Annotated in this window: 18 protein-coding genes; 5 read left to right on the forward strand and 13 right to left on the reverse strand. The window is 33.6% G+C overall.

The window, feature by feature from the left end; genetic code table 11:
- Window positions 1-31 precede the first annotated feature (31 nt).
- Entirely contained in the window at window positions 32-409 is a 378-nt protein-coding gene (locus tag ABXT67_RS14365) for a serine hydrolase (RefSeq protein ID WP_415374726.1), read from the forward strand.
- A gap of 62 nt (window positions 410-471) precedes the next feature.
- Here ABXT67_RS14365 and ABXT67_RS14370 read toward each other — a convergent pair whose 3' ends face one another.
- From ABXT67_RS14370 to ABXT67_RS14405, 8 genes are all read right to left on the reverse strand, one after another.
- The gene (locus ABXT67_RS14370) at window positions 472-1428 is read right to left on the reverse strand and encodes an aldo/keto reductase (protein ID WP_415374727.1); all 957 of its coding nucleotides are present in this window, start codon (window positions 1426-1428) and stop codon (window positions 472-474) included.
- 117 nt (window positions 1429-1545) lie between these two features.
- Entirely contained in the window at window positions 1546-1890 is a 345-nt protein-coding gene (locus ABXT67_RS14375; RefSeq protein WP_415374728.1) for a 5-carboxymethyl-2-hydroxymuconate Delta-isomerase, read from the reverse strand.
- Between the two features lie 533 nt (window positions 1891-2423).
- The gene (locus ABXT67_RS14380; RefSeq protein WP_415374729.1) at window positions 2424-2861 is read right to left on the reverse strand and encodes a hypothetical protein; all 438 of its coding nucleotides are present in this window, start codon (window positions 2859-2861) and stop codon (window positions 2424-2426) included.
- A 110-nt stretch (window positions 2862-2971) separates the two neighbouring features.
- Complete coding sequence (locus ABXT67_RS14385; protein WP_415374730.1) at window positions 2972-3958, reverse strand: alpha/beta fold hydrolase; 987 nt, start codon at window positions 3956-3958, stop codon at window positions 2972-2974.
- Between the two features lie 25 nt (window positions 3959-3983).
- Window positions 3984-4538 carry a carboxymuconolactone decarboxylase family protein gene (locus ABXT67_RS14390; protein ID WP_415374731.1) on the reverse strand — a complete coding sequence of 185 codons (555 nt, stop codon included), beginning with the start codon at window positions 4536-4538 and terminating at the stop codon, window positions 3984-3986.
- A gap of 127 nt (window positions 4539-4665) precedes the next feature.
- Window positions 4666-5076, reverse strand: coding sequence for a nuclear transport factor 2 family protein (locus ABXT67_RS14395; protein WP_415374732.1), 411 nt, complete (start codon window positions 5074-5076; stop codon window positions 4666-4668).
- 74 nt (window positions 5077-5150) lie between these two features.
- Complete coding sequence (locus ABXT67_RS14400) at window positions 5151-5705, reverse strand: TetR/AcrR family transcriptional regulator (RefSeq protein WP_415374733.1); 555 nt, start codon at window positions 5703-5705, stop codon at window positions 5151-5153.
- A gap of 714 nt (window positions 5706-6419) precedes the next feature.
- Window positions 6420-6659 carry a nickel-binding protein gene (locus ABXT67_RS14405; protein WP_415374734.1) on the reverse strand — a complete coding sequence of 80 codons (240 nt, stop codon included), beginning with the start codon at window positions 6657-6659 and terminating at the stop codon, window positions 6420-6422.
- Window positions 6660-7115: 456 nt separating this feature from the next.
- Here ABXT67_RS14405 and ABXT67_RS14410 point away from each other — a divergent pair, with 456 nt between their 5' ends.
- Both ABXT67_RS14410 and ABXT67_RS14415 read left to right on the forward strand, forming a co-directional pair.
- A complete protein-coding gene (locus tag ABXT67_RS14410) occupies window positions 7116-7697 on the forward strand; it encodes a Crp/Fnr family transcriptional regulator (RefSeq protein ID WP_415374735.1) in 582 nt (193 codons plus the stop codon).
- A 54-nt stretch (window positions 7698-7751) separates the two neighbouring features.
- A complete protein-coding gene (locus ABXT67_RS14415) occupies window positions 7752-8495 on the forward strand; it encodes an acyl-CoA desaturase (protein WP_415374736.1) in 744 nt (247 codons plus the stop codon).
- Window positions 8496-8567: 72 nt separating this feature from the next.
- On the opposite strand, the gene ABXT67_RS14420 is transcribed toward ABXT67_RS14415, so the two are convergent.
- On the reverse strand, window positions 8568-9623 hold the full coding sequence (locus ABXT67_RS14420; protein ID WP_415374737.1) for an NAD(P)-dependent alcohol dehydrogenase: 1056 nt from the start codon (window positions 9621-9623) through the stop codon (window positions 8568-8570).
- A gap of 854 nt (window positions 9624-10477) precedes the next feature.
- Window positions 10478-10966, reverse strand: a complete 489-nt coding sequence (locus tag ABXT67_RS14425; protein ID WP_415377006.1) for a fasciclin domain-containing protein — start codon at window positions 10964-10966, stop codon at window positions 10478-10480.
- A 279-nt stretch (window positions 10967-11245) separates the two neighbouring features.
- On the opposite strand from ABXT67_RS14425, the gene ABXT67_RS14430 reads away from it, so the two are divergent.
- On the forward strand, window positions 11246-11593 hold the full coding sequence (locus ABXT67_RS14430; protein WP_415374738.1) for a DoxX family protein: 348 nt from the start codon (window positions 11246-11248) through the stop codon (window positions 11591-11593).
- A gap of 11 nt (window positions 11594-11604) precedes the next feature.
- On the opposite strand, the gene ABXT67_RS14435 is transcribed toward ABXT67_RS14430, so the two are convergent.
- From ABXT67_RS14435 to ABXT67_RS14445, 3 genes are read right to left on the reverse strand one after another with little or no spacing between them, the layout of a single operon-like run.
- Window positions 11605-11970: a DoxX family protein gene (locus ABXT67_RS14435; RefSeq protein ID WP_415374739.1), complete on the reverse strand. Its 366-nt coding sequence runs from the start codon at window positions 11968-11970 to the stop codon at window positions 11605-11607.
- Between the two features lie 45 nt (window positions 11971-12015).
- Window positions 12016-12762, reverse strand: a complete 747-nt coding sequence (locus ABXT67_RS14440) for a class I SAM-dependent methyltransferase (RefSeq protein ID WP_415374740.1) — start codon at window positions 12760-12762, stop codon at window positions 12016-12018.
- A 50-nt stretch (window positions 12763-12812) separates the two neighbouring features.
- Window positions 12813-13349, reverse strand: coding sequence for a CIA30 family protein (locus ABXT67_RS14445; protein ID WP_415374741.1), 537 nt, complete (start codon window positions 13347-13349; stop codon window positions 12813-12815).
- A 308-nt stretch (window positions 13350-13657) separates the two neighbouring features.
- On the opposite strand from ABXT67_RS14445, the gene ABXT67_RS14450 reads away from it, so the two are divergent.
- Window positions 13658-14197: a hypothetical protein gene (locus ABXT67_RS14450; protein WP_415374742.1), complete on the forward strand. Its 540-nt coding sequence runs from the start codon at window positions 13658-13660 to the stop codon at window positions 14195-14197.
- Window positions 14198-14215: the final 18 nt, after the last annotated feature.

The raw sequence follows: 14215 nt of genomic DNA on the forward strand, positions 1-14215 counted from the left end.
TTCTGAAATTTATATCACTAAAATTAAAACGATGTCGATTATAATAAAACTTCATCTAAGTCTCACCCTATTAATATTATCATTTGCTGCGGAAGGGCAACCTAACATATCACCCCAAGTTCCACTGGAAATTGAAACGCTGGACGAAACATTGATTCAGGAATCACATATTCCTGAGCTTTCGATGGCAGTGAGAAAACCCGGAAGAATTATTTATGTTGAAGGATTTGGCTATGCAAAAGATACTATTAAAATGGATTCTTCAATCCGAACCCGAACCGCTTCAGTAGCAAAAGTAAACACCACAACGGTATTAGGTCATTTAGCTTCCCAAGGGAAACTCAATTTTGATGCGCCAATAAAAAAACATGTACCCTACATTCAACCTGCCTATGCGCCGCTAACTTGAAGGTGACTGGCAGGACCATAAAAGGTAGATGCCATTTCTTGATTCGTCAATTTAATCTTTATTTAATTCCAAGTTAGTTGTTTTCTCTCTTGCCAATAACTACGTGCATCCATATTATAACCCTTGAGTTCTTCCAATTCCACTTTCGATAATCTGAAAGTATTCATTTTCAAATTTGATACTATATGTGATTCAATTGAAGCACCCCCTAGCACCGTGCTTCCCTGAATTGTTTCACTGCAAAAACAAAGCGAAATGGCATCTACCCCAACATTGTACTTTAGCGCCAATGATGCCAAGAGGTCATATAATTTATTATAATGAGGATAGCTTTTATTCCTAAAGATTCTGCCATTAGCCAAAGCCTCTTTAATTATAATTGACCTCCCCTCTCGATTAAGTCTCTCTAAAATGTCCAATAAACTTTGCTCAAGGATGTTATAAGTTACTTGATAAGCATCAAATAATGGCTTCCCAGATACGGAAACATCCAATGCTTTTTTTATGACCTCTACTTGATCTGCGCCAGTGGTTGTAACACCAATTTTTAAATTGTATTCATCTTTTAAAAAAGCCAATCGATCTAAAACAGGTTTGTTTTCTAGCACTCCTGTTTCTAAAGTAGCTGAATGAATTTGATAAACTTTTAAATGTGGTAACAAAGATTTTGAAGTTTCCCATTGTTCATTCAATTTCAGTAAACTATGTTCCTTAACTTCATGAATTTTTGCTTTAGCATCAAAATTAGCAACATAGGTATACCCCCATTTTGTAGCGACCTGAATAGTTTCGTCGTTTTTAGATTGCAACCATTCCAATACTAGGTTTTCTGCAAGCCCATATCCTGGAGCAGTGTCAAAATAGCGAATTCCCAGTTTGTATGCTTCTTCCAAAACCTTAAAGCCACGCTGCTTAAAGGCTTCAAGATCCTTGTCTTGCAAATCTTCCTGACGCACATTAATGTATTGCGGTCTTCCCAAAGCGGCTGTTCCTAATCCTAATTGGCTCGTTAAGTTCATAATATGCAAATGTTGTTAAGAGTGTCTTTTACTATTTGTTCTGGCATTTCACACGGTTTTAATAAAGCACTAATGAATTGAAATAAATACTCCTGCATTTCAAGTTAATTTTAAAGGCTAAACCATTGTTTTATTACAATAGGTAGCTTTTTCAAAATCTCTAATATTGATAGAAATAACAGGAAACTCTGGAAATAGTACTTTTAGTTCAGAGATGATACTTCTAGACAGGTTGCTTTTTTGCTTTGTAGTTCTGCCTTCCATTATATTGGCAAAAATGTGAATGAAATCATTTTTGGCATTTCCAATAGTGTAATGCTTAAAAGGATTAATTCTTACTTTAATATCTTTTGGATCAAAAAGCTTACTCGATAAAGCCGCGTCGTATACGTTTTGCATGATGACTTCTGGAGATTTTAATGCAATGCTATTTTCTGAACAATCAATTACAAAGTGTGGCATAGTTTTACTGGTTTTTATTTGAATTTATTTTCAAGCACGCTCTCACTAAAACTTTTATGGCCTCAGAATTATGATGAATAATATTGAAAGCTTTAACATATCTAATATTGCATTATGCAAAGATTGGAAATAAAAAGTATTATTTTTTAAAATTAACTAAAGCCTATAATACTAAAACCTACTGAAAATAACAAGATCAAAATTAATTATTTACTAAATTTTTCGTTGCTATTATATAATTCTCTAAAACTAGCCTGTTGAATATGGATGCCACATCCCGATTTTGGGCAAGTCAGATAAATTGAAATAACAGGGTGCTAAAATTAATTTTTTCATTGTTCTGATGTATTAAGTAAAAGTCAATTTTCTTTATACGATTGTTAGTTATCCTTCGCTCTAGTTACTTCTGAAGACAAAATATTTATTTTTTCTTCTTCGTTGTCAATAATAGTATTAGAGCCTATTTTTTTTAGGAGCTAAGACAAGAATATTCAAGGCACATAATTCCATTGCCTTATATCCTGCCTAAGAAGTTATTTCGGTACCCAACTGTCCTTGATATTTTTAACATCATATTCAATTAAAAAGATCAAGGGGATTGCATAAGCTAAATGACGTAAAAATGTTATAGCAGGCATCATTGGTGATGCATCAAGGCCAGCTACTCCTGCTCCCAGAAGAGGCAGCATAAATAACCAGACTAGCGCTATCATTTCGGCTGTTACAAAAATGATTGGTCTTAACCATTTTGGTCCCCAAAGTGAAGGCCCTATTCCAGCAAATAATATCGCTAATAATACCCCATTACTGTAATGTCCTATAACTCCATACGCTAATCCTAATCCTGTTTTCGCTCCTAGGGTTCCTGGAATATCCCACCAGTTTCCGGTTAATAATAATCCTACTAGATCAAATAGGATGGTTCCTAATATCCCTGCGAGTATTGCATTTTTCCAATTTATTGTTTTCATTTTATTTTGTTTTATATGTTATTTTTTTAGTGTGATTACCAGTTTGAATGTTGCTCTTAATTTCAATTTTACATCACTCAAACTGGCAGGAGCAAAGACCAATCACATTATTATTTTATGTTATTTCTATCTAAGAAATTAAGAATGTAGTTCGCTATTTCATCACCTTTCTCTTCTAAAGCAAAATGTCCTGTGTCTAATAAGTGAAATTCAAGATTCTTTAAATCTCTTTTGTAAGGATGCGCACCTTCCGCTGGGAAGATATAATCATTCTTACCCCAAACAATTAGTGTTGGTGGTTGATGGTTTCTAAAATATTGTTGCCATTGGGGATATAAAGGCACGTTTGTCCTGTAGCTATAAAACATAGCCAATTGAATTTTATCATTTTCTGATCTTGTTAAGTGTTGTAAGTCGATGCTCCAATTATCAGGACTAACTTTAGTTGAATCCTGAACCCCATGGGTGTATTGCCATTTCAAACCATCTGGAGAATGAAAACCTTCTAGGGCTTTTCCATTTTCTAAGGTGTAATTATTCCAATATTTTTTAATAGGAATCCAGAAATCTTTAAGACCTTCATCATAAGCATTCCCATTTTGAATGATTAGGGATTCTACTCTTTCAGGATATTTAGCGGCTATTCTAAAACCAATGGGTGCACCATAATCCATTAAGTAGATGCTATATTTTTCAACGTTTAATTCTTTCAAAAAGCCTTCTACAATGTCGGCCATATTATCAAAAGTATAATTGAATTCGCTCATCCTGGGCTGACCACTTCGTCCATAACCTGGATAATCAGGTGCTAATACATGGTATCGAACAGACAGGTCTGTTATTAAATTACGAAACATATGTGATGATGTTGGATAACCATGCAACAATAATATAGTTGGCTTGTCAACGTCTCCAGCTTCTCGATAAAAAATGTTTACACCGTTAACCAGTATATTTTTGTGAAAAGTAGGCTTGCTTGTCTTCTCTATTAAATTTTTTTTTAATTCTTGGTTGTCGCTTGTGAAAGAGACTAAACTAATGGTTAGCAAGCCTAATAGGGCCAAACTAAATACTGATTTTAAAAATTGAGTTTTCATATTATATTTATTAAAGGTTGATACTTTAGGCTACTTTTAAATTTTCCATATTTTGAGCTCTTGGAAAATCAATTTCAAAACCTCCATTATGGTATATATTATTAGTGATTGTGGTAAGTGCAACAATTGCAATTAGCTCTGCGAACGCGGACTTATTATAGCCTTCTTCAAAGAAATCATCTACCGCAGTAGCTGTTGGATGGCCTTTAAGGATTACCAATTCGCTTGCTAATGTTACGAGCGCATTCAATTTTGAATCTGCAATTGAGTGGTCTCTAATATCAAGTGTCTCTTCTTCTGTAAATCCATTCATTTTTCCAATGGCTGTATGTGCAGAAATGCAATAGGCACAACTATTTACTTGCGATGTTCCGAGCGCAATAGTCTCATATTCTTTGCTCGTAAATTCTCCATTTTTTAACGTTTCAGTAAAGGCTAAAAATCCTCCTAATAACTTATCAGATATTCCCATAGTTGCATACAGGTTTGGTAACATCCCAATCTTACTCTTTACAGCTCCAAAAATTTCCTGAGAATTTTGATTTGCTTCTTCCAATGTTAATGGTTTAAATGTTTTCATGTTATTTTATTTTATTTTAATTTGTTTAATTGTTATAGATAAGTCGTTCTTATCTATGTCTTCTTTTGTTATTCCAAATCGAAGTTCTTGATGTATTAATTGGTTTCATATGTATTGGTTTTAATGGTTATATAAATTTTCTGTCGTTTTCTTTAATTTTAACGTCGTTGGCGCTCATATCTCTTATTTGCATCAACCCTTCTTTATCAAATTCCCAATGTTCGTTTCCATGGGTTCGATACCATTGTTTTGTTGTTGCATCTAACCATTCATATTCAAAGCGCACTGAGATCCGGTTATCTGTGAAGGACCATAAATACTTTTTCAATTTGTAATGGAGTTCTTTATGCCACTTTTGGGATAAAAATTCAATTATTTCAGACCTTCCAACAAAAAATTGATTTCTGTTTCTCCATTGTGAATCAATGGTATAAGCCATTGAAACTTTTACTGGATCTTTACTATTCCAAACATCTTCTGCCACTTGTACTTTTGCTTTTGCCGTTTCCTTTGTAAAAGGAGGTATTATTTTTCTCATAATTTTTTTAAACATACAGACAAGTCTGTTTTATTTTGATCATATTTATTAACATTTTTAAATAACCCGTCTATTTAATCTAATAGTTTAATACAAGCTCTTTTTGCTGATACAATAGGCCAATTGTCTTTTTGAATTTGGGAAAGGATAATAGCTCCTTCAATTAAAATTAGAATTTCATCTCCTAATTCTTCTGCTTCCAAATATTTGCCTTCATCTTTAAGTAAACTGCGAATCCATTTTCTAAGATCATTCTTATGAAATATTGCTTGATCTCTAATTTTATCATGATCTTTAGGTAAGTCGGTAATTATATTTTGCCATCCGCAACCTCTAAAATTTACTTCATTAAGCCACTCTGTTAGGTAATCAAAAGAACCTATCACCTTACCTTTAGCGGTATTTTGAACAGATACATAATCATTTAACTTTCCCATCCACATACTATGCCTTGCAATTAAATAAGCTACTGCAATCTCTTCTTTAGATCTAAAATGCTGATACATACTTGCCTTAGCAACCCCTGCATCGCTTATAATTTGATTAATCCCAGTTTGGTTATAACCCTGATTATAAAATAAATCTGAAGCGGTTTCAATAATACGCTCTTTTACCCCTAGTTTTTTCATACCACAAACATACAACGAATTTACTATAAAACAGACAGGTCTGTATGTATTTAGCTTTTATTTAACACTTTTAGCAAATAACCACCATTTACTTATTGTGCGTGGAAGTTAACATACCCTAAACTTCTTGGAAACATTTTGCAAAATAAGTTGAACTGATAGCGTCCGTTTTCTAGGCTATTTTAAAAATATTTGATGCTTTATTGAATCTATATTGTGTCGAGAAAACATTTGGAGATTTCCCTAGTGTAGGCGTCATCATTCTAGATTGCCTTGATTTACTATTGCCTAAATTTTTACTAAAGTCTAACGCGTTCGTGTTTGAATAGGTCCATATAATATTTGCTTATGTCAATAGACCGTGAACACGCTACATTTTCAAGAGTAGTTAAAGCAAAAACACCCTTTAAAGTACTTGCATTGTTTTGATTTTAACTTTTACCCAGCGCCTTCACTTTTGGAGATAGTAACAACCATTCTTTTCCTAAAAACGGAATCAATAATAATATGGAATGTTTTATTTTGTATTTTTTCAGGAGCTACAATTCGCCTAGGAGAAGACGCTACAATTGTATCATTTACCGCTATATGATTGTTTGTGAAATGCTATAATAGCATCGTTTTCTAGAGCTTCGATTAAACAAAATGCCGTTTGTCTTTTTTCATCACACGAATACTCAGCTTATAATAATTACAGTACTTTGCTTATAAAAATCATTTTATTGATTGTTCAGCTGGGGCTGGGCTAATTGTCGTTGTAACTTGACGAATTGAGTTGGCTAGGAAGCTTGCCTGTTTTGCGTGTTCTTCAGTTAATTCGTTGTTTTCTGCTTTGTAAACGTAGTATACTTTGTCATTCGTAACATCGCTATGTTGCCATTTTATTTTTGATCCCAATTCCTTTATTATAGAAAGATATGGTTGAGACATTCCTTTTAGTTTTTCAGAAGTCAAATCTCTTGCTCATGGAATATTACGCTCGACTACATACATTTTAATACTGTTGTTGATTTTAAATGTTGCTTCATTTTTTTTGCTGTGCCTGGGCATAATTTAACGCAAAGGCTATAAGCATCTCAGCCAACCTTATTTTTTTACCAGTAAATTTTCTAATTACTTTGTTTACTCTTCTACTTTTTCATTGGAAAGTTCACAATATATATTTTAACTATTGAGGCTTCGAAACTAAAACAACTTTAACTCCAATAATTATGTGTTGGGTCCAAAAACCACAATTTTGATTCAAGGATTTGTTCGTCTTAGCTATTTTACCAAGAGTATGCTTTCCTCCTATCTGTATAAAATGTTCAAGTAAATTCCATCAAAAAAAAAGATTACTCACAGTCCTTTTTTCAGTAAATAGCTATCTGAATATGTATCTTTGTATATTCAATAACCTTACTAAAAAATTTGCAGCAGATAAAAACCTACTTAGATCAAATAGCCACAATATCTAAAGAAGATTGGGGGGTCTTTATTTCAAAATTGAAACCACAAGTCATTCCCAAGAAATCGATTTTTTTAAAACTTAATGATATAGAAAATACGATCTCCTTTATTGAATATGGCGTAGTGCGCTTGTTTATTCCTAAAGAAAATCAAGATAAAGAAATCACCTTTGGTTTTAGTTTTAAAAACCAGTTTATTAGCGCCTATGATTCTTTCTTAACACAAACACCCTCTGCATATCAATTACAAGCACTTACCGAAACTAGTGTTTTAAGTATTACCTACAGTGATTTACAGGACGTTTATAAGACTACCCAAATAGGAAATCTCATTGGCAGACTAACGGCAGAAAGACTCTTCTTATTAAAATCTAAGCGGGAACAAAACTTATTGAATCTTACCGCAGAACAACGTTATGTGAAATTGTTTAAAGAACGTCCAGAGCTTTTACAGGTGATTCCTTTAAAATATATTAGTTCTTATATTGGTGTTACTGCACAAGCTTTAAGCAGAATAAGAAAACGTGTAATCTTGATTTCTTGATTTAGGTTCATTGTTTCGTTCGTAAACTCAAAGTATCTTTGTAAAAAAAAATTTATGGCTACTATAATTTTCGTTTTACTACTTTGGTACGGAGGCTTATTTTTTCAGTCTTTCTTTTTACATAGATATGCAGCACATCAAGTATTCACAATGTCAAAAACTATGGAACGTATCTCTTTCGTTTTGACTTGGATTTTTCAAGGCTCTAGCTATTTAAGTGCTTATGGATATGGGATTATGCACAGGATGCACCACGCGTATACGGATACTGAAAAGGACCCACATTCTCCTTCGCACGATGACAACGTATTTGCGATGATGTGGAAAACAAAAACCATTTACAGCGACATCAATGAAGAACGCATTATTGTTGATAGCCGTTTTACCAAAAATGTTCCCCAATGGAAAGGATTTGACAAGTTTGCTAGTTCTCGTTTTTCTAGATTTCTTTGGATTGTTGGTTATGTTATGTTTTTTGTGTTTTTTACAACCGCTTGGTGGCAATGGCTCTTATTACCTATCACCTTTTTAATGGCTCCCATACACGGGGTAATTATTAACTGGTTTGGTCATATTTATGGCTACGTAAATTTTAAAATGAAAAACACAAGCAAAAATCTTTTCCGTTTTGATTTTTTAATGATGGGTGAAGGATATCACAACAATCATCACAAACACGCGAGCAGCCCAAATTTTGGTTTTAAATGGTATGAAATCGACATCACTTATTTGATTATAAAAATATTGGACGCTGCTGGTTTTATTAAGTTGAAACCAATTCCTGTTAGGCGTTCATAATTTCAAAAAATCCTAAAACAAAAAATCACCTGCTATAACAACAGGTGATTTTTTTTATAAAATTAATTACTTTTAGCTTTTAATCGATTTCATATCAATTACAAATCGGTATTTAACGTCACTCTTCAGCATACGCTCGTAGGCCTTATTTATGTCTTGAATCTTAATAACTTCAACATCTGAGGTTATATTATGTTTTCCGCAGAAATCTAATAATTCCTGTGTTTCAGCAATACCACCAATTAAAGAACCCGCCACAGACTTGCGTCCCATAATCATAGGTACAGTAACTAAGGCAGGATCTAAAGGTCCTAAATATCCAAGAACAACCAGCGTGCCATTGGTTGTTAATGTGCCTATATAAGGGTTAAAATCGTGCGCGTAGGGAACCGTATCTAGAATGAGATCAAAGCGTCCCATTGCATTTTCCATTTGAGCTTGATCTGTAGAAATAATAACTTCATCTGCGCCTAATGTTTTTGCATCTTCTATTTTACTAGTAGATCTTGAAAACAGGGTAACATGTGCGCCAAGTGCACGTGCTAACTTAATCGCCATATGACCTAAACCTCCTAGCCCTACTACAGCTACTTTACTGCCCTTGCCTACTTTCCAATGTCTTAGTGGTGACCATGTTGTAATTCCTGCACACAATACTGGTGCGATCCCTGCATGGTCTAAATTTTCTGGTACCCGCAACACAAAGTCTTTATCTACCACAATGGTTTCTGAATATCCACCATGTGTAGTTGTATCCAAATGCTTATCGTAACCTCCATAAGTTCCAACCCAGTTTGGGCAATATTGTTCTAAATCTTTTTTACAACTGCTACAGGTTCCACAAGAGTCGACCAAACAACCCACCGCAACTAAGTCGCCTTCTTTATAGCTTGACACTTTTGCTCCAACCTTGGTTACCCTTCCCACAATCTCGTGTCCAGGAACTACCGGATATTGAGTCATTCCCCAATCGTTTCGCGCAAAGTGCAGGTCTGAATGGCAAACACCACAAAATAGGATATCGATCTCTACGTCACTTGCGGTGACTTCTCTCCGATTAATATTAAATTGTTTTAAGTCGGCTTCGGCCTTATCTGTTCCGTATGCTCTAACACTTTTTACGTTCATGATATTTTATGTTTTTAACCTTATTATTGTTTGACTTCAAAATACAAAATCACGGCATCAAAATCCTATCTAACAGGGTTTTTTTTATATGATTCTCCAATAGAAATTTTGGTGTCGTCTTAATATACTATTTGGTTTCTGTCAATCAACCTTAAGTTTTAAAATTAATCACAAACAATTTATACACTCTTAAGAAATCACTAGGTAATTTCTCTAAAAATCCAGACAGTATATCTGGAACTAAAAGCATTTGTTCTGCATATATTTTTACCTGATTGCAGTAGGTTTCAATATAATATCAAAAATCGACCTTTATCATCTTCTTATCGCTCTTCACAAATATGGATGTGTTGGTCTCTTCTTGTTGAATGGAGGCAATTTAAGGCTGTGGTATTTGCTTTTATTGCACTTTGAAAACTGCCTGCAAGAAACCTTCTTATGAAAAATAGTTTGACAAATAATCTGTAACCGACATTTCAAAACTTTCTACCGTATGTTTTGGATATGCTGTTGTGATAATAGCATTGGACTTTTGTTGGTTGTTTTTTATAAACTTAAGCCTGCAAACTTCGGCATGTTGATCTCTAAAAAAAGAAAGTCAATTTTCTTTTGTTGACTATTTTGGTCGCTGTGAAAATCATCCACGTTATTTAATACAACTTTTTGTAAGTGCATTAGTGATAGGACGTATTTATATTTTAACGGCGCGTCTTCCGCTAAAATAAATAATTATTGACCCTCCTTTTAATTTTATAACAGCAATCATTAAAAATTAAATTATTCAAAAAACAGCACAAAAAAACCATTACATATACTGTAATGGTTTTTTGTTTTAAAAACTTATAGTAATAGTATTATGACTTAGGCATCACTACGCCATCTAACGCGTGTATTACACCATTAGACGCTTGTACATCTGCAATTACTACAGTTGCTGTACCACCCTCTTCATCAGTTAAAATAACTTTACCATCTTTTACAGATAATACTAGAGTACCACCCTGAACTGTAGTTACCTTGAAAGCACCATCGTTCGACTTAATGGCTTCTATTACAGCTGCTGCTTCAAATTTACCTGCAACAACATGATAAGTTAAAATACCTGTTAACGCTTTTTTACTAGCGGGTGCAAGTAAACTTTCAACCGTTCCTTTTGGAAGTGATGCAAATGCATCGTTCGTTGGTGCAAATACTGTAAAGGGGCCATCACCGCTTAAAGTTTCTACTAAACCTGCTGCTTTTACAGCTGTAACTAAAGTTGTGAAATTTTTATTACCTGCCGCTACTCCTACAATATTGGGTGTTGTCTGTGCAGTAACTGCCTTAGAAGCTTTTTTGACCATTGCTTTTTCAGACTGACCATAACTAGTAATTGTTAATAAACTAACAAATACTAGAATACTAACTCTTTTTAAATTTTTCATAGTGTGTTTTTTGTTTAGGTAAATGTAACACAAGTTATAATTATGTTTAATTTATTTAACAGAAGATTAAACTTTTTTAACATAGTAAGTTTTTACTTTCTAAAATTGCTATGGGCTAAAGGAGTACTTTTGCAGCTAACAATTTCAAGGGTTCTTTTTATATAGTTTGCCCAAAAGAATGTTTAGTTAAAAGTTTTTATGAGTTTCCTTACATTTCTTATATTTTTTTCAACCTTATCATTTATCTTTTTTGGTATTGGATGTTTCGTAACTCCGAAAATGAAATTAGAGTTTAAAAGATATGGACTTGAAAATTACAGGACTACGGTAGGCGGGTTGCAACTTTTAGGATCATTAGCTTTGCTCTGTGGTTATTTTTATGCTCCCTTTTTACAGGTAATTGGAGCTGGTGGACTTTCGGTTTTAATGGTGTTGGGTTTTCTAGTAAGGCTTAAAATAAAAGATTCATTTCTACTTTCTGCGCCCTCGTTACTCTACTCAATTATCAATGGCTTTATCTTTTTTAAGGTATTATTCGAACTTTAAAACAGCGGTTTTTAAGAACTAAATACAATAAATAGGCAAAGGCATAAAAATAAAAATGCTGGAAATGACTTTTTAAGAGGGTCGTTTATCTTTAGATGAACGAGTATAGAACCCGTTAGCAAAATTGCTAGGCCTAACGCAGCTGGTTGTCTAATTTCAGTAAGCCAAATGGATACTAATAAACCTATGGCCAAACCCACTTTTAATATTCCTACTACATAACACATCCATACAGGAAGTCCATATACTTTAAATTCCTCTATGATAGTTTTGGCGTTGCCTCCCCTCCATTGAGTGGGCTTATTGTATTGAAGTAGCCAAACGTTTAAAATACTAAACGCCACGATACATTGTAATGCGATAATGAGATAATCCATACTTGTAATTTTAAATTTTAATTGTTCTATAAATGCATTTAACTTTTACTGTAATTCAAACACCATACAATGTTGCCAAGGAAGATTGTTAATATTTTTAAATAAAACAAAACCAGCAGCTTTCATTTCTAAAATAGCTTGTGATTCTGTCATCTTATGAAGTTTTTTAATGGGTACTTTAGGATCTTCACCCCTGTATTCAATAAGGTAAATCTTACCTTCTGGGCGTAGGGATTTTTTTATAGACTGTATCATTTCAAAAGGATAGGAGAATTCATGATACACGTCTACCATTAATACTTTGTCTAAAGTATTTTCAGAAATGTTAACGCTTTGTTCACTCCCTTTAATCACCTTAACGTTCGTAATATCTAGGACTTCTTTTTTCTCATTCATCACAAAAAGCATCTCATCCTGTATGTCTACAGCGTAGATGGTACCTTCAGTAGCTAACCCTGCCATTCTAAAAACATGATACCCAGAACCTGCACCTATATCTGCTATCACATCTGTTGCTTTTATATCCATATTTTGCAAAAGTGTGGTTGCACTTTCTTCTGCCTCGCGCTCTGGTCTCTCCAACCAGTCCATACCTTGAAAACCCATTACATGGGCAATCTCGCGTTCCTTATACCATTTACCGGTGCCTAAATAGCTACCATTTTTAAAGGTATAGGGATCATCAACCTGTGTTTCTTGTGCTGTACTTAGATTAAAGGAAAATAAATAAAAAAGAATGACTGTAATTTTTATTGTTCCTGACGCACTTTTAAATAGTGAGAACTTGACCATTTTTAATTTCTTTATTCTGAGGGCTTTATTAATCATTAATTCTGAAACAATTACTCCACATAAATTTTTTCAATTTCAAGCTCAAAAGACTCCTTCGTTTTATTGCCAATAAGAATTGCTATTTCTTCCATAACAGAACCCGAATAATTAGGCTTATCTAATGTATACCCCCTATAACTAGGATAAAATTGATCTAACGGAATTTCTACAGTCTCCCACTCACCCGTTGTTTCAAAAACTTTAATATAAGAAAAACGTTGAGACCGATTATCTTTAATTCTGAATTGGTATGACTTACCATCTCCCTTCAATACTACTTTTATCGTCTTAAAGTTAGAAACATCAACCACCTCAAAATTGTGCCGAATGCTCGAAAAGCCTCCGTTGTTTTCGGTCCTCACGGTTCCTGTATAAAGTAGGTTTTTAGCATTATTTAGGTTTAAATCACCTTGAGACAAACCTCCCATAACACCGTCATCGACTACATACCAATTAGTCATACCTATTTCGTTCTTGAAATCTGAAATTACAAGGGTATCGTTTTGAAACATAAAACTTACTATTAAAAGTGTTATAAAAGCTTTCATAATTTTGTAAAAACAAAAATAATTAACATTAGACAAAATACCCGTTCCATTAACTAAACCTTATAATTTTGAACAAACAGTAGCCTATTAGGCTCCTACCGCTACTTCATACTATAACAATAAAAGAATTCCTCTTATTAATTTACAAAAAATTAATTACTTAGTAAAAAAAATCACCCTTCTTTTACATTTGTTTGACACTCTAAATAGCAATCTTTCTTAAATTTACTGAAATTAGAAAAATGAAAAGTCCATCCCATCTCTCAAAATACCTCTTTATAGTATCTCTGTTATTGTGAGTAGTGGGAATGTCTCAAGGCTTACAAATAGTGTCTATTTTAGAGGCCGATTCTTTATGGAGGAAAGAGATTATCAAACTCCCAGTAGAATGGACACCTAACATAACTATTAACGGTTTTGAAGAATTGCGCTTTGCTTCGGGCTGGTCTGGTGTTAATAGCGATCAATTTTGGTCTTATGCACTCGCTTGGGATATAAAAGCTACCGCTCCATTACCATACAAAGAAATAGAACTAAACCTTGAAAATTATTTTGATGGTCTGATGAAACCCAACCATTGGGCTGCGTCATTTCCTGAACCCTTAGTTCTATTTATAAAACCTATAAAACAAAATACTCCAAATTGTTTTCAAAGGGAAATGGAATATTTTGATGGTTTTCATACCGGAAAAGTAATGACCGAAAATATTATGGCGGAACAATTTTACTGCAAAGAAACAGGAAAAACGGTTGTTGTTTTTAGGATTTCTCCCAAAGCACTTGAGCATCCTATCTGGGCTGAACTTGCTTCTATTAAAAAAAAACCTGCTCATTGTGGATCACAATAACAAAGTGCTGCAAATATA

This window comes from Patiriisocius sp. Uisw_017 (genome assembly GCF_047731265.1).
Lineage (GTDB): Bacteria > Bacteroidota > Bacteroidia > Flavobacteriales > Flavobacteriaceae > Patiriisocius.

Bases quoted from the DNA above. Each gene is read 5' to 3' on its own strand.
- ABXT67_RS14370 (WP_415374727.1), bottom strand. From the start codon at position 1,428: ATGAACTTAACGAGCCAATTAGGATTAGGAACAGCCGCTTTGGGAAGA.
- ABXT67_RS14390 (WP_415374731.1), bottom strand. From the start codon at position 4,538: ATGAAAACATTTAAACCATTAACATTGGAAGAAGCAAATCAAAATTCT.
- ABXT67_RS14445 (WP_415374741.1), bottom strand. From the start codon at position 13,349: ATGAAAGCTTTTATAACACTTTTAATAGTAAGTTTTATGTTTCAAAAC.
- ABXT67_RS14440 (WP_415374740.1), bottom strand. From the start codon at position 12,762: ATGGTCAAGTTCTCACTATTTAAAAGTGCGTCAGGAACAATAAAAATT.
- ABXT67_RS14435 (WP_415374739.1), bottom strand. From the start codon at position 11,970: ATGGATTATCTCATTATCGCATTACAATGTATCGTGGCGTTTAGTATT.
- ABXT67_RS14375 (WP_415374728.1), bottom strand. From the start codon at position 1,890: ATGCCACACTTTGTAATTGATTGTTCAGAAAATAGCATTGCATTAAAA.
- ABXT67_RS14415 (WP_415374736.1), top strand. From the start codon at position 7,752: ATGGCTACTATAATTTTCGTTTTACTACTTTGGTACGGAGGCTTATTT.
- ABXT67_RS14365 (WP_415374726.1), top strand. From the start codon at position 32: ATGTCGATTATAATAAAACTTCATCTAAGTCTCACCCTATTAATATTA.
- ABXT67_RS14400 (WP_415374733.1), bottom strand. From the start codon at position 5,705: ATGAAAAAACTAGGGGTAAAAGAGCGTATTATTGAAACCGCTTCAGAT.
- ABXT67_RS14425 (WP_415377006.1), bottom strand. From the start codon at position 10,966: ATGGTCAAAAAAGCTTCTAAGGCAGTTACTGCACAGACAACACCCAAT.
- ABXT67_RS14430 (WP_415374738.1), top strand. From the start codon at position 11,246: ATGAGTTTCCTTACATTTCTTATATTTTTTTCAACCTTATCATTTATC.
- ABXT67_RS14450 (WP_415374742.1), top strand. From the start codon at position 13,658: ATGTCTCAAGGCTTACAAATAGTGTCTATTTTAGAGGCCGATTCTTTA.
- ABXT67_RS14380 (WP_415374729.1), bottom strand. From the start codon at position 2,861: ATGAAAACAATAAATTGGAAAAATGCAATACTCGCAGGGATATTAGGA.
- ABXT67_RS14385 (WP_415374730.1), bottom strand. From the start codon at position 3,958: ATGAAAACTCAATTTTTAAAATCAGTATTTAGTTTGGCCCTATTAGGC.
- ABXT67_RS14420 (WP_415374737.1), bottom strand. From the start codon at position 9,623: ATGAACGTAAAAAGTGTTAGAGCATACGGAACAGATAAGGCCGAAGCC.
- ABXT67_RS14395 (WP_415374732.1), bottom strand. From the start codon at position 5,076: ATGAGAAAAATAATACCTCCTTTTACAAAGGAAACGGCAAAAGCAAAA.